Source organism: Paenibacillus nanensis, from assembly GCF_003583765.1.
Lineage (GTDB): Bacteria > Bacillota > Bacilli > Paenibacillales > Paenibacillaceae > Pristimantibacillus > Pristimantibacillus nanensis.
Genome location: NZ_QXQA01000013.1, coordinates 47933 through 66321, shown reverse-complemented (window position 1 = coordinate 66321; position 18389 = coordinate 47933). Strand labels below are relative to the sequence as shown.

General features: G+C 53.7%; 27 protein-coding genes. 25 read left to right on the top strand and 2 right to left on the bottom strand.

What is annotated here, in order from left to right:
- The first annotated feature begins 186 nt into the window (after positions 1-186).
- The 17 genes from D3P08_RS18885 to D3P08_RS18815 all read left to right on the top strand — a co-directional run bounded on the left by D3P08_RS18885 (position 187) and on the right by D3P08_RS18815 (position 12985).
- Positions 187-1347 (top strand): LolA family protein, encoded by a 1161-nt coding sequence (locus tag D3P08_RS18885; protein ID WP_119601411.1) that lies wholly within the window; start codon positions 187-189, stop codon positions 1345-1347.
- Between the two features lie 120 nt (positions 1348-1467).
- Positions 1468-2655 carry an alanine racemase gene (gene alr, locus D3P08_RS18880; RefSeq protein WP_119601409.1) on the top strand — a complete coding sequence of 396 codons (1188 nt, stop codon included), beginning with the start codon at positions 1468-1470 and terminating at the stop codon, positions 2653-2655.
- Positions 2656-2881: 226 nt separating this feature from the next.
- Positions 2882-3163: a CopG family ribbon-helix-helix protein gene (locus D3P08_RS18875; RefSeq protein ID WP_119601407.1), complete on the top strand. Its 282-nt coding sequence runs from the start codon at positions 2882-2884 to the stop codon at positions 3161-3163.
- Between the two features lie 3 nt (positions 3164-3166).
- On the top strand, positions 3167-3517 hold the full coding sequence (locus tag D3P08_RS18870) for a type II toxin-antitoxin system PemK/MazF family toxin (RefSeq protein WP_087569551.1): 351 nt from the start codon (positions 3167-3169) through the stop codon (positions 3515-3517).
- A gap of 173 nt (positions 3518-3690) precedes the next feature.
- Entirely contained in the window at positions 3691-4428 is a 738-nt protein-coding gene (locus D3P08_RS18865; protein ID WP_119601629.1) for an SAF domain-containing protein, read from the top strand.
- Entirely contained in the window at positions 4425-5276 is an 852-nt protein-coding gene (locus tag D3P08_RS18860; protein WP_119601405.1) for a CpaE/TadZ family protein, read from the top strand. Before D3P08_RS18865 ends, D3P08_RS18860 begins: the two co-directional genes overlap by 4 nt.
- On the top strand, positions 5273-6658 hold the full coding sequence (locus D3P08_RS18855; protein ID WP_119601403.1) for a CpaF/VirB11 family protein: 1386 nt from the start codon (positions 5273-5275) through the stop codon (positions 6656-6658). Before D3P08_RS18860 ends, D3P08_RS18855 begins: the two co-directional genes overlap by 4 nt.
- The gene (locus D3P08_RS18850; protein ID WP_119601401.1) at positions 6651-7586 is read left to right on the top strand and encodes a type II secretion system F family protein; all 936 of its coding nucleotides are present in this window, start codon (positions 6651-6653) and stop codon (positions 7584-7586) included. The genes D3P08_RS18855 and D3P08_RS18850 overlap by 8 nt, the downstream gene beginning before the upstream one ends.
- Positions 7587-7601: 15 nt before the next feature.
- Positions 7602-8492: a hypothetical protein gene (locus D3P08_RS18845; protein ID WP_240647648.1), complete on the top strand. Its 891-nt coding sequence runs from the start codon at positions 7602-7604 to the stop codon at positions 8490-8492.
- Between the two features lie 52 nt (positions 8493-8544).
- Positions 8545-8694: a hypothetical protein gene (locus D3P08_RS27375; protein WP_162848529.1), complete on the top strand. Its 150-nt coding sequence runs from the start codon at positions 8545-8547 to the stop codon at positions 8692-8694.
- A 50-nt stretch (positions 8695-8744) separates the two neighbouring features.
- Positions 8745-8891: a hypothetical protein gene (locus tag D3P08_RS27370; protein WP_162848528.1), complete on the top strand. Its 147-nt coding sequence runs from the start codon at positions 8745-8747 to the stop codon at positions 8889-8891.
- Entirely contained in the window at positions 8888-9316 is a 429-nt protein-coding gene (locus tag D3P08_RS18840) for a hypothetical protein (protein ID WP_119601399.1), read from the top strand. The genes D3P08_RS27370 and D3P08_RS18840 overlap by 4 nt, the downstream gene beginning before the upstream one ends.
- Before the next feature lie 15 nt (positions 9317-9331).
- Complete coding sequence (locus tag D3P08_RS18835; RefSeq protein ID WP_119601397.1) at positions 9332-9817, top strand: hypothetical protein; 486 nt, start codon at positions 9332-9334, stop codon at positions 9815-9817.
- A 56-nt stretch (positions 9818-9873) separates the two neighbouring features.
- Entirely contained in the window at positions 9874-10353 is a 480-nt protein-coding gene (locus tag D3P08_RS18830; protein WP_119601395.1) for a PH domain-containing protein, read from the top strand.
- Positions 10343-11950, top strand: coding sequence for a PH domain-containing protein (locus tag D3P08_RS18825; protein WP_162848527.1), 1608 nt, complete (start codon positions 10343-10345; stop codon positions 11948-11950). Before D3P08_RS18830 ends, D3P08_RS18825 begins: the two co-directional genes overlap by 11 nt.
- 102 nt (positions 11951-12052) lie before the next feature.
- The gene (locus D3P08_RS18820; protein WP_119601391.1) at positions 12053-12367 is read left to right on the top strand and encodes a YjcQ family protein; all 315 of its coding nucleotides are present in this window, start codon (positions 12053-12055) and stop codon (positions 12365-12367) included.
- A gap of 81 nt (positions 12368-12448) precedes the next feature.
- Entirely contained in the window at positions 12449-12985 is a 537-nt protein-coding gene (locus D3P08_RS18815) for a hypothetical protein (protein WP_119601389.1), read from the top strand.
- A gap of 34 nt (positions 12986-13019) precedes the next feature.
- Here the strand turns inward: D3P08_RS18815 and D3P08_RS18810 are convergent, their stop codons facing one another.
- Entirely contained in the window at positions 13020-13898 is an 879-nt protein-coding gene (locus D3P08_RS18810; protein ID WP_119601387.1) for a sigma-70 family RNA polymerase sigma factor, read from the bottom strand.
- Between the two features lie 231 nt (positions 13899-14129).
- Between D3P08_RS18810 and D3P08_RS18805 the strand changes: the two genes are divergently transcribed.
- The 8 genes from D3P08_RS18805 (at position 14130) to D3P08_RS18770 (ending at position 18185) form a co-directional block, all read left to right on the top strand.
- Positions 14130-14498 carry a DoxX family protein gene (locus tag D3P08_RS18805; protein ID WP_119601385.1) on the top strand — a complete coding sequence of 123 codons (369 nt, stop codon included), beginning with the start codon at positions 14130-14132 and terminating at the stop codon, positions 14496-14498.
- 298 nt (positions 14499-14796) lie between these two features.
- Positions 14797-15339, top strand: coding sequence for an RNA polymerase sigma factor SigY (sigY, locus tag D3P08_RS18800; protein ID WP_119601383.1), 543 nt, complete (start codon positions 14797-14799; stop codon positions 15337-15339).
- The gene (locus D3P08_RS18795) at positions 15317-15658 is read left to right on the top strand and encodes a DUF5345 family protein (protein ID WP_119601381.1); all 342 of its coding nucleotides are present in this window, start codon (positions 15317-15319) and stop codon (positions 15656-15658) included. Before sigY ends, D3P08_RS18795 begins: the two co-directional genes overlap by 23 nt.
- Positions 15643-15864, top strand: coding sequence for a sigmaY antisigma factor component (locus D3P08_RS18790; RefSeq protein ID WP_119601379.1), 222 nt, complete (start codon positions 15643-15645; stop codon positions 15862-15864). Before D3P08_RS18795 ends, D3P08_RS18790 begins: the two co-directional genes overlap by 16 nt.
- Positions 15865-15880: 16 nt before the next feature.
- On the top strand, positions 15881-16087 hold the full coding sequence (locus D3P08_RS18785) for a PLD nuclease N-terminal domain-containing protein (RefSeq protein WP_119601377.1): 207 nt from the start codon (positions 15881-15883) through the stop codon (positions 16085-16087).
- A complete protein-coding gene (locus tag D3P08_RS18780) occupies positions 16087-17028 on the top strand; it encodes an ABC transporter ATP-binding protein (RefSeq protein ID WP_119601375.1) in 942 nt (313 codons plus the stop codon). Before D3P08_RS18785 ends, D3P08_RS18780 begins: the two co-directional genes overlap by 1 nt.
- Positions 17025-17813, top strand: coding sequence for an ABC transporter permease (locus D3P08_RS18775; RefSeq protein ID WP_119601373.1), 789 nt, complete (start codon positions 17025-17027; stop codon positions 17811-17813). The genes D3P08_RS18780 and D3P08_RS18775 overlap by 4 nt, the downstream gene beginning before the upstream one ends.
- Before the next feature lie 84 nt (positions 17814-17897).
- Entirely contained in the window at positions 17898-18185 is a 288-nt protein-coding gene (locus tag D3P08_RS18770) for a HesB/YadR/YfhF family protein (RefSeq protein ID WP_119601371.1), read from the top strand.
- A 31-nt stretch (positions 18186-18216) separates the two neighbouring features.
- Here the strand turns inward: D3P08_RS18770 and D3P08_RS27735 are convergent, their stop codons facing one another.
- Positions 18217-18345 carry a DUF6254 family protein gene (locus D3P08_RS27735; RefSeq protein WP_240647647.1) on the bottom strand — a complete coding sequence of 43 codons (129 nt, stop codon included), beginning with the start codon at positions 18343-18345 and terminating at the stop codon, positions 18217-18219.
- Positions 18346-18389: the final 44 nt, after the last annotated feature.

Below are 18389 nucleotides of genomic sequence, written 5' to 3'. Positions count from 1 at the left end.
GTTCCGGACCCCATTTGAGGGAGCCCGGAACGTTTTTTCGTTTAACAGGGCGCGGTGATGCCACCGGGCTTTTGAACCGAAATGACAGCTTGTTATGCTTGTCAAACTAGTCCGCATAAATGGTCAAGTCCCCTCATAGACATGTTATCAGCCAGTAAAAAACTAAGTGTGTGAGGGGATGATTTCATGCGTCGCATGACATGGACCGCGGCAATTATTTTGTGTTTCGCACTCGTATTGTCTGCTTGCGGTACGGCTAAGGACGCCGAGTCCGTGGTGAAAGAGCTCGACAAGGTCGTTAACAGCATGGAAAGCTATCAAGGCAGCGGCACGATGACGCTCCATACGGGCCAGCAGCCGCTGGAGTATCAAGTGGAAGTGACCTACCAAAAACCGGCCTATTATCGCATCAAATTGACGAATGAAGAAAAGGATATTACGCAGATCGTGCTCCGCAACGACGAGGGCGTGTTCGTGCTCACTCCGAAGCTGAACAAGGTATTCCGGTTCCAAAGCGACTGGCCGCAAAATCAAGGACAGGTGTACCTGTATCAGACGCTCATACAAAGCATTCTCGTAGACGGCTCCAGATCGTTCGCCGCGGAAGAAGACGCATATGTGTTCGACGTGATGGCGAATTACAATAACGGCTCTCTTGCCCGCCAAAAAATTTGGCTGGATAAGGACGACCTAAGCCCCGTGCAGGTAGAGGTGAGCGACACGAATGCAACCGTTATGGTTGACGTGAAGTTCGATTCGTTCAAATTCGATGAGAAATTCGACAAAAGCGTGTTTGAGACGCAGGCGAATATGTCCGCTACACCGCCGGCATCCTCCGGTACGGCTGACGAGCCGACGATCGCAACGCCGGAGGAGTCGGATGACGCGGCGGCGCCGGGCGATGACGCCGCAAACGGCGATCATGAAGCGGGACAAGACGAGGAAGAGGTAAGCAATCCGGATGAGGATGCAGCCGCCGAAGTTGACGGAGAAGAGGCTCTTGACTTCGTCGTAATGGGGCCTTCCTATATGCCTGAAGGCGTTACGGAAAAAGACAGCAGCGACATTGTGTACGGCGGCAATCCGGGCCAGATTACGCGTTACGAGGGAACCTACAGCTATACCTTGATTCAAACGATGCCGAAGGATATGGCATCCACTTACGTACCGGGAAGAATGGTAAGCTTAGGCCATACCATGGGCGAATTAACGGAAGCGGGCGACGACACGCTGCGGACATTGACTTGGACCTATGAGGGCCATCTCTTCCGTCTCGCCAGCGCGGACCTGCCTGAGACCGAAATGGTCAAGGTCGCACAGTCGGTACAAGGAGAAATGGAGAAATAATTGGGAGTCTCCTTCATCTCGCATAACATTGACAGCCACGTGAGCAGGGGTTAACATAAATTTTATGAAGTTTTACTGCTCGGCTGTCAGGGTTGTGCAATTGAGAAGAAGGTGAATGACTTGGATTCCTATTATCGCCCCACTTGGGCTGAGATATCGCTGGACGCGCTCCATCATAACTTGAAAGCGGTACGGGATGCTTTGCCGGCTAATTGTCTGCTTATGGCATCGGTGAAAGCGAATGCATACGGACATGGAGCCGTGGAAATAGCAGAGGCGGCTGAACGCTTCGGCGTAGATTATCTGGGAGTCGCGTTTCTCGACGAAGCGCTCCAGCTGCGCAGAGCGGGCATTCAGTCGCCTATTCTTGTTCTAGGCTTCGTTCCCGCTGATGCGCTTGCGCTCGCGCGCGAGAATGACATTACGATCAGCTTGTTCCGTGAAGATATTCGGCTGGCGGCAGAGGGGCTCCCGGCGGATGCCGGCGGACGCAGGCTGAAAGCTCATATTAAAATCGATACCGGTATGGGCCGTCTCGGCTTGCTTGGACATGATGAAGCGCTGGCTTTTATCGAACGTTGTCTGCAAACGCCCGGCCTTGAGGTCGAAGGGATGTTCACGCATTACGCCAAAGCGGACGAGATGGATAAATCGTATACGAAGCTGCAATATGAACGGTTTAGCCAGCTTGCTAAGTCCGTGAAGAATCGCGGCTGGACGATTCCGATTATCCACGCGGCGAACAGCGCCGCAGGGATGGAAACACCGGAATGGGCGGGAAATATGGTTCGGCTCGGCATCGCAATGTACGGCTTATATCCTTCCGAGGAAGTGAACAAGCAAGTGATCGAGCTTAAGCCCGTGCTTTCGCTTAAGTCCGAGGTCGTATGGGTGAAAAAAGCGCCTCCCGGCTGGGGGATCAGCTACGGCACGCGTTATGTGACGCAAGGCGATGAGACGATCGGCACGATTCCGGTCGGATACGCCGACGGATTCAGCAGAATGCTTACCGGCAAAGCGCATGGGCTCATTCGCGGCGTCAAAACGCCGATTCTTGGCGCGATTTGTATGGATCAGTGCATGATTGCGCTAGAACCGGTTATCGAGGCTTCCGCCGGGGAAGCAGTTGCGCCGGGCGAAGAGGTCGTATTGATCGGAAGCCAAGACGGCGCTTCCATTACGGCCGATGATGTCGCCAAGCAGCTTGATACGATCAACTATGAAGTGACATGCATGATTGCGGCCCGCGTGCCGCGCGTATATATCGAAGGCGGCGCCGTTGTGAAGACGCGCAATCACTTAGCCTAAGCACGAGGACTTGAAGTGGCAATAATTGCTACAGACGAATTCTTTTTTTGTGCAGGGAAATGCGGTCCGGTAGGCGAATACGTTATGCAACTATCTTTATGAGCGCGCATGTAAGCATATAGCATATCTGATATACGTCAGGCATAGATATGTTGAAGTATAGCCGGGGCTATTATTTGTTATAATGTGTAATGAGGTTTTGGAAAAGTTTTGGGGGTGCAGTTCGGTGGCTAATGTGCATAATACGAAAAGGATCATGATCAGCTTGCCCGATCAGCTGCTTGAGGAGGTCGACGGCATCGTCGCGAAAGAAAACTCCAATCGCAGCGAGTTTATTCGGCAGGCCATGAAGCTGTATCTGGTGGAGCGCAAGAAGCGCCAAATCCGTGAGTCCATGCAGCGCGGATATATGGAGATGGCAAAAATCAACCTGAACATGGCCTCGGAAGCGTTTCTAGCGGAGGAAGAAGCCGACCATACGTTAGGCCGTCTCGTAAGCGGGGTGTAGAGCTTGATCGTTAAACGCGGAGATGTGTTTTTTGCCGATTTGTCCCCGGTTGTCGGCTCGGAGCAGGGGGGAGTCCGTCCTGTTCTCGTCATACAAAACGACATCGGTAACCGCTTTAGTCCGACGGTAATCGTAGCCGCCATTACTGCACAGATTCAGAAGGCGAAGCTGCCCACTCATGTGGAGATGGATGCCGCAACGCATGGATTTGACCGCGATTCCGTTGTTCTTTTGGAACAAATCCGCACCATCGACAAGCAGCGGCTGACCGACAAAATTACGCATTTGGACGATGAGACGATGCGCAAGGTAGACGATGCTTTGCTGATCAGCGTTGGGTTGATCGATTTTTAAAAAATTTGGCGCCTTCTAAAAATAGGGCTAGACAATAATAGGTACTATTTGCTATTATAGGCTCAAATTCATGGTCAACATAATATAAGAGCACGTATATGCGAAGAACGCAAGCAGTTGCCGGCAACGGCGCTGAGGGCGTTCTTTTTTTGTTGCTCGCGGAGGGGAAAACGGTGGGAAGAAGCAGAAATTTGTGGCTGAGCGTGACGGCGGCGGTGCTGTCTGCGGTGCTGGTATACGGGCTTTATATGCTTCAGAGACAGCAGCTGGAGAAGCAGGAGACGGTGGCGGTCGTCGTGCCGAAACGGTTCGTCGCCGCGGGGGAGAGGCTGGAGAACGGCGATCTGGAATGGGTGCGAATGCCGCTAGCCGCTTATACGCCCGATATGGTAACGGAGCTGGAGTCTGCCGCCGGGAAGGAGACGGCGGTGCCGCTCGGGAAGGGAGAAGCGATTCTCGATTGGAAAATCAATGAGCATTTGCTTCAGCCGAGAAGCGGCGAGTCGACTTTTCAAATTCCGAAAGAGTATATCCGTTCGATCTCGAATGGAATACGGGCTGGTGACAAAGTGCTGATCTACGCGTCCGGCGAAGGCGGCGAGTCGCAGCGCCTGTTCGAAGAAGGGGTCGTCGTCGCGTCCGTGAAAAGCTCCGCCAATGTTGAGGTTGACAGTCTGGAGCAGTCCTATTTGCTGTCGATGGCCGAGGGCAACAAGGAAGGCATGTATGTCGCAAGACGGGACGCGAACGCCATGATTGAATATTTGAACCTGAACCTGAGGGAAGAACAGTGGCTCGCGATAGACCGTTTGTGCAAGGGCGGCACGGTCAAGCTGGTCGTCGCCTACAGCCCGGAATCCTTTGGGCAGCTTGGAGCGGATGCGGCTCTCGGGGAGCGTGAGGACGAATGAGCAAGGGAATTGCGCCGATGGCCGTCTTCATCGGCACGACGCCGAATATCGGCACGACGACAGCGGCATTCGCGGCGGCTTACCGGCTTGCGGAGAAGAGCGGCGGATCCGTCGGCTACTTATGCTTGAACCTGAAGAGCGCCAAGCTGCACCGCTTTTTGGGCGTCGATGAACCGGAGGTTACACTGGATAAGCTGCAGCCTGAGCTGAGGTCGGCCGCTTTAACGGTGGACATGCTTCGCGGCGCAGGTTACCCGGTGCCCGGCTTGCCCGATCTGCGCGTCTTGTTCGGCAATTTGAACCGGGAGGGCGCCGAATTCGTCGGAGCGGAGGAAATCGAGCATTTGCTGGATGTGGCGGAGAAGTCCTATTCCTTTGTTGTGCTGGATGTTGGCGCTTACTGGGATAACGCCGCTACAGTATGCTGCATTCGCCGCGCTAGCTCGCGAATCGTGGTCACCACGCCGGCACTGTCCCATTTCCAAGAGGACGGACGCCGCTGGATCGGCAATGTGTCGCCGATGTTTCAGGTCAAGCCGAACGATTACGATTGCCTTGTCATACAAACCGTTTGGCGGAAGGGAGGTTACCGCATGAGCGAAATTTGCAAAGAGCTCGGCAGCTCGCCGCTGGGCGAATTTCGAATAAATGATACGATGCTTGCCGGCCTCGACCGCGGAGGCTACGCCGAGTGGCTGAAGGCAGACCCGGTCGGGAAGGAAGCCATGAAGAAGCCGGCCGCGATTTTAATGAAGCGCCATGGTTTGCGCGAAGTTTTCCCTGCCGCATCTCGCCAGCCCTGGTATCGTAAGCTTCTCACCTACCGGAATGGAGTGAGCTCTTCATGAAGAACGGTGTCAGCCGATTCTCTCCTGCCGCGTTCGCGGCAAAGGTGAGTGCGGAGGGGAAGCAAGACGAGCATGAAGTCAGGGTAGATGAAGGCGGGGCTGCCGTAACGCTGGCGGATGCGGACGATTTCGAGCGGCTGGCGGGGGAGATCCGCACGTACCTGAGCGCGCCGCGAGGCATGACGGAGGATGAACGCCGGCAATACAGCGAGACGTTAAATCGCGCGGTGCTCGGATTCCCGCATGAAAGGGAGCAGGTGCTGGCCGTCATCGAGGACCGGCTGATCCGCCTTCGCATCCACAGCCTGCCGGGCTTCAAGCATCCATACGGCAGCCTGGCGGAAGCGCTATTCGCGGAGGTTGTCGGGCTGAACGTCCTGGAGCTGGTGCTCGCGAATCGAAGCGGTCTGGAAGAAATTCAGGTTGTGGGAGACCGGATCTACGAGGTGCGCGGCGGGAACGTCGGACTATCGGCTTACCGTTTCGGAAGCGTCCGAGATGTCGAGCGAATTCAGCAAAATCTGGTGCTCTACAATAATGACCGGATTAATCCACGCAAACGATGGGCGGAGGTCATGCTGAGAGACGGCTCCCGCGTGACGATGACCGGATTCGGTTTTACATCCTCCCCCACGCTGACGATCCGATTCTATACCGTCCGCAGCTTCAGTCTGGCGGCGCTCAGCAAGCCGCCTTACCGAACGCTCAGCGAAGAGATGCGGCGCATGCTGCTCGCGGCGCTTAAAGCCAGATACAATATCGTCCTTATAGGCCCGACTAACTCCGGCAAAACAAACCTGATGAAGGCGATGATCGCCGAGCTGCCAGACGATGAACGGATCGTCACGATCGAAGGAAGGTTTGAGATGATGCTGGGCAGGGACTTCCCCAGCAAAAACATCGTCGAATACGAGACGAACGAAGAAGACGAGCAGCATGGCGCTGCGCAAGCCTTCAAGCTGGCGCTTAGGCAGTCGCCGCGGCGCATTATTCATGCCGAAATCCGGGATGATGACGCCAATATTTATGTCAGGGCCTGCACGCGGGGGCATACCGGCAGTATGACGACCGTTCATGCCAATCGGCTGGAGGATGTCCCTGAAGCGATTACCGATATGTGCATGCTCGACGGAAGAGGCATGAATCCGGAGAGATTGACGAAACGAATCGCCGAATATGTGACGGAGCTTGGCATCGAGATGAAGCTGATGGACGGCAGAAGAATTATTAGCAGGATCGGAGAGATCGAATGGAAGCAAGGCGAAGTACGCGTCCGGGAGTGGGCCGTGTTCGATGAGGCTCTAGGCGAATGGCGGTATCCGAATGCTCCGTCTGAGCGTGCGGCGGTTTGGCTGAAGGAGGGGATGGATCCGAATGAATAATATATCGCTGCTTGCAGGCATCGCGCTCCTCTTCCTTCTATTGAACATCATCCTGTATTCCTTGCTGCAGGCATGGCAGCAGAAGCGCCTTCTTCGCGGCAGGCTTACATACGAGTCGCCGTATAGCCTGCGGAGGCTGCTCCTTACTCGGTTCAAGCATTACCGGGTTATCGTTCAGCATATCGAAGAGCTGCTGGAGATGCTTCGGCTTCGGATGAAGCCGGATTTATTCCTGGGTATGTCCGTAGGCTTGCTGCTGGCCGGCTTACTGTCGGGCGGTCTGTTTTTCCAAACGGTAAAAGGGACTCTTCTTTTTGGATTCGTGATCGGATTCTCCCCTTATGTATGGCTTAGGGGACTGCTCATTCACCGTCGTATGGGAGCACAGATGGATTTCCTGCCCGCTGTCGAGCTGTTCTACCAATGCTATCTCGTGACCGGCGAACGTCAGGTTCGGGTTGCATTGCAGCGGACCGTCGAGGAGAAACGGCTGCTTGGCCCGATGCAAGCGGTGTTCGAGCAGCTGTACCGCAATCTGTCCGTGAGGGGCGATGATGAGGCAAGTCTGCGGCTGATGGCCGCGTCTCTCGGGCATGTGTGGGCGGATTATTTTGCGCAAATATTGCGGGTGGCGCTTGCGGAGGGGATCTCCGTGTCGGACAGCTTAAAAGAGCTGCTCGGAGATATGAGGAAGGCTAGGAGGGCTAATGAGCAGGAGCGGCATCGTCTGCTCGAAATTCGAGTGGCGAACTTTACGCCCGTATTGTTTCTCGCGTTATTTATGGGCATCAATATCCGGTATAACCGGGATAACTCGATTTTTTATTATTTGTACGATCCGCACGGCCGGGATTTGCTGTTAAACGCGCTTTTGCTTATATTCGGCTCCTTTCTGATGGGGCTGTGGCTTTCCCGCAAAAAAATGTAAAGGAGAAAACTTTGGATGATGCAGTGGGTTACGGCTTTAACGTCTGCAGGAGCGGCAGCCGGCCAGTTTCTATTCGCGGCAGCCGGCATCTACGCCCTCCTTCAGCTTATGCCTAGACGGCCGGCGAGATGGAAGCGGCTTGCTTTCTTAAGCTGGCGTCAAAAAGCCGCTCCTGACGCGTGGATCAAAGCGTTCGGCATTCGGAAGGACAGCGCCGCATACCAGGAAAGGGAGCTTCTGCTCGCGGGCTGCGGCGTAACGGCGGATGCCGCTTGGTATATGATTGCTCGCAGATTCGGCATCGTGATTTGTGTGATAACGGCTTTAATAGCGGCAGCCATCTTCGACAACAATTGGATGCTGCTTTCTATGCAGGCAATGGGCGGTATTCCGATACTGCTCGCGGCGGGCCTGAAGGCGGATCGGATCTGGCTTCGAGCGGCCCGCAAGATGAGGGCTCACCAATTGACCAAAGAGATTTACGTGATCAGCAATCAATTGCTGTACTTGGCGGATTCGGCGCTCAATATCCATACGAAGCTGATGCGCTGCGTGCCTTACACGCGCGTGATGCGAGGAGATCTGGAACGGCTGCTTGCGGAGTGGTACCACGACCCCGTCCTAGCGCTGAGGGGTTTCAAGCTGAGGGTCGGGACGGACGAAGGCATGAGCTTTGTCGAGACGATCGACGCGCTCAGGCAGCATGAGAGCGGACAATATTACGATATTCTTCGAGTGCGGATTTCCGACTATAAGGAGAAGCTGGAGCTGGCAAAGGAAAGCCGCAAGGAATCAACCTCATACGTGCTCTTTGTTATAGCGGGCGTCCCGATCCTGTATACGTTTCAAGTCTTTATTTATCCGTGGGTAAGGGAAGGGCAGAAATTGTTCCAGTCGCTCGGCTAAAACAGCGGGTTGCCGGCCGACAATTACTATTCTCGCAAGGAGGTGAAGAGGGATGCGCAATATTTTGATGACGGTCATGATGCTGGTTGTAGTCATCGTCATTTTCAACTCGATTATCGCGCAGGACACAACGGGAACAAGAAGCCAGATCGAGTCCCAAGGAAATGCCGCGAATACAAGGATCGGCTCGCTCCGACCATGATTTGGGATTCATAGATGATTAGGCATAATGGTACGGACGGAGGTAACCTCATGCGGGCGATTTTAACTTCGGTGCTGCTTATTATCACAGTTCTATTGATCTATACGGCCGTTGCTGAAGGAGAAGGCGGGATGAAGGACGGCGTGAATCGTACAGGGGGAGCGATCAGTGACTATGTGAAGGGGATGAGCCCTTGAAGCAGCTGCTGGTATTTATATTATTCGCTGCGATGATTTGCTGGATGATGTTCTCCCCCATTTATAAGCATGTCGTTATTGTCAGACAAGCGGTTCTTCAGCAGGAGGTCGATTATTTGCTGGAGGTTGGAGCAAGCGGAACATACGGCTACATCAGTCCGGCTATGGAACAAGCGTCGAAGCGGCGGCTTGCGGCTTTTGGGCTGCGGGAGGAAGCGATTCTGTTTGACTACGATACGACCAGCGGAGCGGACCCGACCGATCCGAGCGCACCCGTGCCCAGAGGCGTAGGCATATCGCTTACGGCCAGCTATCCTTACGAGAACTTGTTCCTGATCGATTCGCTTATCGGCATTACGCCCATCGCTCCCGATGCGCGCATGAAAGCGTTCGGCATGAAGATGAGCGAGTATGTGCCGTGGTGAAAGGAGGATGGCTGGTTGTACAAGCTGGTGCTGATGGTGGCGATGATGGTCATTTGGCTCTCTGCGCATGTGCTGCAGGTTGAAGAGGAAATGGCGATGAAGACGCTGTTTCAAAGCAAGCGGGCCGTGAACCGGGCGGCGCATGCGGCAGCCCAGCAGCTGGATAAGGAGGCGCTTGGAGCCGGCATCGCCCGGATCGATGAGGCGTTGGCTGAGGATGCGGCCGAGCTGTATCTTCAGCGCAATCTCCAACTGGATGAGAACGGCGTCCCGCTTGCGGGCTCCTTCCTAAGGGACCCGGTAGAGGTGCTGGTGTTCGAGGTTGTCAATGCCGAGCAGTCCTTTCCGTTTTATTACCGCAATGACACTTACCATTACGAAACAGTGCTGCAAAGGCCCGGCGTCATTATGATCGCGAAGGTCGTCCATCCGCGAAGGTTCTCGCTCATAGAGCCGATTGTATGGGAGATAAAAGGGGCGGCGGAGCTCGTTGTCGGTTGACGGCGATTTGGAAAATCTGGTGTAATAGGAAGGGGGAAGGGATAGGAGGAGAAAGCTTGGATCGAAAATTAACAAAAAGGCTTCATCACGATTATTTAAAGGTCTATCGTATTTCGGAGCTCATTTCAAATGGGATATTCCTGATCATCATTATTGCTTATTTGATCGTGGCGCTGTGGCAGGATTGGACGCTGATTCCGGTATGGATTTGTGCCGGCTTGCTAGTATTGTCCCTATTGGTATTCACATGGCTGGTGCCGGCAGTTAAATACAAGCGGTTTCGATATGAGCTGTTCGAGGAAGAGCTGGAGATCGAATCGGGGATTATCTTTATCAGCAACGTACTCGTGCCGATGGTGCGGGTGCAGCATGTTGAGCTAGGGAGCGGCCCGCTTATGCGGAAGTTCGGACTCGCAACGGTATCCGTCGTGACTGCGGCGACAACACATAAAATTGCTGGCTTGAAGCGGGATGAAGCGGAGGCTCTCAAGCGGCGCATCGGCCAGCTCGCGAAGGTGGAAGCGGATGATGAATGAACGGCGCACGCTTCACCCCGCATACATCGGATTTGGCGTTTTATCCATATTAAAAGGCTTCCTGCCGATTATTCTCATTTCCTTGATCAGAGGGGCGAACGGGAAGGGGCTCGAATGGTATTGGTTTGCGGGCGGCGGCGGTGCTTTGCTGCTGTTTGCTTTTATCAGCTATTTGCAGTGGCGCCGGTTCGGCTTTTGGCTGGAGAACGACCGAATCATCATTCGCTCGGGACTGGTGTTCCGCGAAGAGAAAACGATTTATTATTCCCGGATCCATTCGGTTAATATCGAGCAGCCGCTTATTCAGCGTATGCTCGGGGTTGTCCAGCTCAAAATTGAGACGCCGGGCGGCAACAAAAAAGCCGACGGCATCCTTCATACGCTGAAAATGGAGGAAGCGAACCGCATCAAAGAGCTGTTAAGGCGCGCTCCATCCCAAGGGCGGCAGGAAGGCATCGTTACCGCGGACGCGGAACAAATGAGCATCTCGAATGCTGTTGTATATGGCGAAGTCCAGGCCGAAAGCGATGCTTTGGCTGGCGCAGCTATATCCGAAGGAAACGGGACAAGGGTCGGAAATACCGGTTCGAATGCATATGCCGCATTCGATCGCGCGGATACTCCCGACGCGGCGGTAGCTTTGGATGCGGGGAAGCTGTTCCAGGCAGCCGCAACATCGCTGAACTTCGGCTTAGCCGCGGCGTTTATAGGCGGTCTGTATTCATTTGCCGACGATTTTCTTGACCTGCTGCTTCCGGATCATTTCTTCGAGGATATCGTGGAAGATTCAATCAGCCATACGCCGAACATCCTGCTCATCGTTGGAGCCGCGGTACTGATTATCGGATTGGCATGGGTGCTGTCCATTCTTTTATACATATTGAAATACAGCGGATTTACGCTGAGGAGGGACGGCAAGCAAGTGTCCCTTTCGTACGGCTTGCTGGAGAAGAAAAATGTTCTCTTTGACCCCGCCAATGTGCAGGCTGTGATCGTGAACGAAAGCTGGCTGAGACAGCCTTTTGGTTATTCGGAAGTAAAGCTTCAGGTCGTCTCGTCTGACAAGAACGAGCAGCTCATGCTTCATCCATTCATTAAGTTCTCGGAGATTCAAGAGCTTCTGGACGGGTTTGTGCCCGGGATGCGTGTTCATTCGGCAAGCCGGATGTCGCTGTCGCCTCGCAAGGCGCTCATCTATTACGTACGCATCCCGATGTTAATTGCGCTGGTGGTCTGCGCTTCGCTAATTGCGATATTCGGAGCGGCAGGCGCTTGGTCGCTTGTCCTCTTGCCGCTTACGCTATGGTGGCGCATCAGCAGTCACCGGGCAGCCGGGCTCCTGCTTGAAGAGGGTCAACTGACGATGAGACATCGCGTTTTCGGCCGCAGCACCTACTACATCCGCAGGCCAAGAATCGTTGTCATGAAAGTGAGACGAACAAGCGGTCAACGGCGAAAAGGCGTCGGCTCCTTATCGGTCAATGTCCTCGGAAGCCCCTTCGGCTACAAAGTGGCCGGCATGGATCATAACGATATCCAGCCGATCTGGAACTGGTTCAGCCGGACGCTGCCGCGCAAGCCGGAACAAAAACAATAGAATTCGATCGATGGATGCTTCCAATGAAAAGTAGACTGCTGCCGCGGGTTCTTTTTCATGGGAGCATTTTTCCTATAAGAATTGCAATTCGAGGTGTTGGCAATGAGAGTCGGGTTTAGCATTATGAAGGAAATCCATAAAAAGACGCCTGAATTAGCTGCCTCGGATTATGGATTAAAAGATGAAGAATTCGCAAGAATGATCAACTTGATTGAACGCCAAGGATATATTGAACGCGTGTTACGGGCTGGGGACCAAATGTCTTTAAAACCAGCAAGGTTAACTCATAAAGGATTGATCTTTTTACAGGAGAATGGTCATCTAGAAATGAATTATCCGAGGCTAAGGGAGGAATTAAAGGAGTGGGTTAGAGTAGATAAGCTCCTTTATTCAAATGAGGCAGAAGACGATGAGTAGAGTTCGTCCAGACTAGATTGAAATAACGGATGGGTATACTATGACGCGAGCTGCTGAGGATAAGAATGACGGAGGGATGTTATGGAACGAAGCGTTCAGAAGGTGCCATTCGGTCACGTGGAATCGGATACCTATTCGGGAAAGGGCACGCTGGTCTATTACGATATGTTTCAAGACGTATCCGATCTAGAGCTCGAGCGCGCTGCCGAGCAGGCGAAAACGCGGGGGTTTGCGAAGCTCGTGCTCTACCCGCTGCACGAGGAGACGATAAGGCGCATGTGGAAGCGCATGGTTGACCCCTATTATAAGCGGGAGGACCGCTTGTTCGAATGGCGGCGGGGGCATGAAGACGAAGCGAAAATTACAATAGAGAATTGGGAAGGGAAGCGGAAAAAATATACGCCGATCGAGGCGGCGCTCCGCCATCTGGCGGAAAAGTATCCGCAGCCGCTGTTCCTCTATCTGTCGCCGGAAACAGCAAACGCTTTTGCCTCGTTTTCTTCCTTTGAGGAGTGGATCGGAAAGGTCCGCCTGATCTTGAACGAACCGCCCAAAGAACCTCACCCGAAGCTTGCTGAATACAGACATCGCTGGGATGTCGTCTTGGAGAACAGCTGATCCTCTCGGCTGTTCTCTTCCGTCTATTACCGCATCAATCCTTCATTTCCGCCAAGTCGAGCTCGCGAATCCGCGATTGCTCCGCAATCATTTCGATCTCGGTGATCCTGCCATCCACAATCTTGAGTTCGAGTACAAACAGCATTTGACCGCGAGGAGCTACGACTGCGCCAACGGAGCCGTTTACGAGCACCAGCCTTGCGCCTTGCGCGCGGCCGGCAAAGCCTTTGGCAACAGATTCCGCGCCGTGAACAACGGGCCAAGCTTTGACCGGCGGAAAGGCCGGGTCCTGGCGAAGCACAACATTCGGATCTAATACCGCGAGAAGCTTTTCGAAATCTCCCGCACGCGACGCTGAAAGGAAAGCATCGACAAGTTCTTTCCTTCGGTTGAATTCCTCCGAATCCGCAGTCGCCCTCGCTCCCTGAACCCGGCGGCGCGCGCGGCTTGCAAGCTGTCTGGCTGCCGCCTCGTTGCGGCCCAGTATTTGCCCGACTTCCGAGAAAGACAAAGCGAAAATATCATGCAAAACTAAAGCGATACGTTCGGCTGGATTCAAATGTCCAAGAACCATCAGCATCGCAAGACCAACAGAGTCGGCTAACAGCGCCTCGTGTTCGGGGTCCTCCTCGTTTGGGCTGCTGTTAACCGGTTCAGCGACCCTTTCCAATATAAGCTCCTCGCGCCGCGTTTTGCGGGCTCGGAGCATATCCAGACAAACCCTCGAGACGATCGTTGTCAGCCATCCCCCGATATTCTCGACTTCATGATGATAAGTGCGGCTAAGGCGTATCCATGACTCCTGCACAGCGTCATCCGCTTCGTTCAAAGATCCGAGCATCCGATAAGCCACATTTTGCAAGTGATTCCGATGCGCTTCGAATTGTTCCGCAAGCCAATCCTGTTCGTTCATATCGCAAATTCCTTCCCGGAGATTCCTTTTTACTTATATGTCGTTCGAACCTCTACAAATGTGACTTTGGTATGCTGGATTAATTTTTTTCGTCTTAAAATTCTTTTCGCCATAACTGTCACGTTTCCTCGTTGGCTTCCGACATAGCTAGTGACAAGGGAAACCGGATAGAAGACGGATTCGAAGGGTGTCCCGGAAAATGAATCTGAGGAGTATTAGGAGGGGTTTCTTATGACTGTTTTTTCGATCGTTCTACAGAGCCTATTGGTCATCTACTATGCCTTTTCGGGGAGCGCCAAGATCGCGGGGGCGAAGTATTGGACCGATATTTTCGAAAATCTGAGACTACCGCAGTGGTTTCGTGTTGTCACAGGCGCCGTCCAGTTAGCCGGCGCGGCAGCTCTCATCATCGGCTACTGGTATGATGGGGCGGTCGCATGGGCCGGCGTTTGGCTCGGAATCACGATGGTCGCAGCATGCCTCGCGCATGTCAGGGTTAAAGACTCATTCAGCAAAACCGCGCCGGCAATCGTATTTATGGCGTTAGTCATCCTGCTAACTGTCGTGAATGCGGATAGCCTGACGCTTCCTTTATCATAAACAAGCATCGATTGCGATCGATTTTGGCTCATTAAAAAGACCGGTGCTCCTTGCTTTATAAGGAGTGCCGGTCTACTATTTTTTATTGAGTATTATTCGCCGTAAAGGCCCCCCACAGGGGGTACCCCATTCGCCCCAGGCGAAGAGAGGGGGATCGTTCCGGAGAGCGGCAGCAATCGCAGGAACGATCCCTATCTGAGCCCCAAGGGCGAAGGAAAAAAATTTTTTTCCCACGCGAACGAAATGAACCGCTCAATCGTCCAATTCATAAGACATCAAGAAGAAGGGAGCTTACGCAGTGTACGATGAGGCAGCGATTGTGAAAAAAGCGGCGAAGGGCGACGTGCAGTCGCTGTCGGAGCTGCTGCGCCAGCACTATTCCTTCCTCTATCAATATGTCCTGAAGCTCACGATGGATAAAGGCAAAGCCGAGGATCTGACGCAGGAAACCATGCTGAAGGCGATTGAAAAGATCGGCACCTTCAAGGGACAGTCGAAATTTTCGACTTGGCTGATCGCCATCGCATCCAGGCTGTCGATAGACCGGGCAAGACGCTACAAGCGGGAGCAGCAATACGTGCAGGAAGAAGGATCGGCTCGTTCGCTTCGATACGAGACGCTGGGACGAATGAACGATTGGCCGGATGCGCTGGAGGCGCTAGGGCAATTAGAGGAAAATCAGCGCATGGCCGTACTGCTCAAATATTATTACGGCTATTCCCAGGAAGAAATTGCAGAGATGCTGGATACGCCGGTCGGTACGGTTAAATCGCGCATACACGCAGGCATCAAGCAGCTGAGGAAGGAGATGACCCATCATGAACAAGAACGGAGCTCCTGATGAGGAGCAACTATGGTTCGATCGGCATATGCGCAGCGAGCTGTCTCGATTCGATCAAGCTTTTGAACAGCCGGAATTAGACCCTATGCAGCTGGAAGCTTTTGTGCAGAATCACCGTCAAGAGATGAAAAGGAAGCTGTGGCGGGAGTTAGCGTTTTTCTGGATCGTCGCAGCGATTGTTCTTGTCGTCGTTTTGGGCGCGCTGAACCGCAGCTTGGCTTTGTTTGCGGCGCTTCAGGCTGCGGCTGGGTTAGGAGCGATCGGATATATCGGCATTACTTTAGGCAAGAAGGTGAAGCGGTTATGGAAGAACAGCTGAAGCATTCCTTCTGGTTCTGGGCGCTGATCGCCGCTATTCTGCTGACGCAGTCGACATGGCTGTTTCTCGACGCCCGCAAGCGTGACAGCATGCCTTGGTTTTGGGGGATATGGGGGCTCATTCAATTCCCGCTGCCGACGATCCTGTACTGGCTTATCGTGAGGAAGGACTTGCTCGGACGGATCAAAGAGCGGAGACGCAAATAAAAAAGGGGAGACCATCATGAATGAAACGCTGGAGTTAAACAAATTAATAGGGATTCTAGCGCCCGTTCTTATTATACAATTTATCCTTATGATTATTGCGCTGGTTCAGTGCATTAAGGCGGAGGAAACGAGAGGCCCGAAGGTCATGTGGGTGCTTATCATTCTTTTTGTTAATCTTCTTGGCCCTGTTGCCTTCTTCCTGTTCGGCAGGAGGAAAGTGTAATGAAGGAGCTGCTGCAGGTTAATGGATTGGTTAAAGCCTTCGGACAGGCCCAGGCCGTCAAGGGTATCAGCTTTCACATTCAGGAAGGCCGCTGCACAGCGCTGCTCGGGCCGAACGGCGCAGGGAAGACGACGACGATCCGGATGCTTACCGGCCTGCTCAAGCCGACTGCGGGAAGCATCCAATTTCATGGGCTTCGCGCAGGCGAAGACCGGAGAAGCTTGCTTGGTTACTTGCCGCAATCGCCTGCCTTCCATAACTGGATGAGCGGCATGGAGTATGTTGTGTATGCCGGAAGACTGTGCGGCCTCAGCCCAGCAGAGGCGAAGCAGCGGGCAAAGGAGCTGCTCGAGCGGGTAGGTCTGGCGGAGGCGGCCAAGCGCCGTATCGGCGGTTATTCCGGCGGGATGAAGCAAAGGCTTGGCCTGGCGCAGGCGCTCGTCCATCGGCCGAAGCTGCTTGTTATGGATGAGCCGGTATCCGCGCTTGATCCGATTGGCCGCAGGGAAGTGCTCGGGCTGCTGAAGGAGCTGAAGTCGGAGACGACCGTCTTGTTTTCCACGCATGTGCTTCATGACGCGGAGGAGCTCTGCGATGATGTCATCATTATTCGAAGCGGGCAGGTTGCGTTGCAAGGCGCGCTGCCGCAAATACGGAGCGAGCATCGCCGTCCTATTATCGAGCTGAAGCTGGAGGAGCATGCTCCGTCGCTGGAATGGGCGGCAGGCTTCGAACAAAGGACGAGCGCTGACGAACGTCTAAGCGCAACCATCGAAGAAATCGAGCGGCAGGGTACTATGCTTCGACTTACGGTCAAAGATATGGACAAGGCTAGGCAAGCGCTGACGGAAGAGCTGGCTAAGGAGAAGGTTCGCTTCAGCCGGCTGGAGGCCGGCTACTCCTCGCTGGAGGATTTGTTTATGAAGGTGGTGGGCGAATGAGCGCGGTGAAGCTGATGACTTTGGTGCGGAAAGAATGGCTCGAGCAGCTGCGAAGCTTTAAACTGATCTGGATTCCTCTCGTCTTTGCGTTATTAGGTATTATGCAGCCTTTAACCAACTATTATATGCCGGTCATTATTGAAAAAGCTGGGAACATGCCGGAAGGCGCCGTTATTGAAATGCCGGTGCCGAGCGGAGCGGAGGTGCTCGCGGGTACGCTGTCGCAATTCGGAATGATCGGCCTGCTGATTCTTGCGCTCGCTTTTATGGGTGCCGTATCGGGTGACCGCAATAGCGGAGCGGCGTCTCTTGTGCTTGTAAAGCCGGTATCCTTCCTTTCCTTCATCCTGTCGAAGTGGCTCGGGATGATGACGCTCCTTTGGGGAGCTTTGCTTATAGGCTACGCCGCATCCTGGTATTATACGTGGCTGCTGTTCGAGACCGTTGATTTTGCCCCTTTTCTGCTCAGCTATGTATTGTACGGTTTATGGTTCACCTTTATTCTTACCGCGGTTCTGCTGTTCAGCACGCTTCTCCGCAGCGCGGCGGGCGCTGCTTTCTCGGCTCTTGGGCTGGCCCTTTTGCTTACGGCTTTATCGGGGATAGCGCCGAAGTATATGGGCTGGAGCCCTAGCTCCTTGACCGGCTTCGCGTACGAAGCGGTACAAGGCGGCTTCGATGCATCGGCAAGCTTCGGATGGTCGATTGGCGTTACGATTCTGCTCATTGCGGCAGGAATCGCCGGATCATCGGCGCTGCTTCGGCGGCAGCCGGCTCTCGATTGATCAGGCTCCTTAGGTTATAATGGTTTCATGTAAGGGTAATCCTTAATCCTTTACAAGATGTCTTTAGAAGAGGAGCTGACAGCGATGAAGCTTGCAGTAGAGCAGGCGGCGGCGCGATGGTATAAAGATCAGATGGGATTAAGCGACGGCGACAGCTTACGCATTTTTATCCGGCTAGGCGGCTGCGGCAGCGTACATCCCGGCTTATCGCTTGGAATCGCAAAGGAGGAGCCGCGGAATCCCGGGCTCATCCAGCAAACGGAAGGCATTACTTTCTTCATGGAAGAAGACAATGTCTGGTACGTGGACAACAAGGAACTGCGCATCTCCTTCGACGATCGTTACGAAGAGATCAAGATGGAAGTGGTTTAATAAATTTAGATTGATGATCCATAAGAGGGCATTAAGATTTCGAATGCTCTTGATCGTACTCCGCAGCGAGCTCATCCATCGATTTGATCTTGCCGTGAGGGCGTTGGGAATGCTTCCGCTGATGCCAAGCGTTCTCTCTGCGCCGTTTGGACGTAGTCATGGTCATCCACCTCCCTTCCTCCGTTATAATGGCGAAAAGCTCCC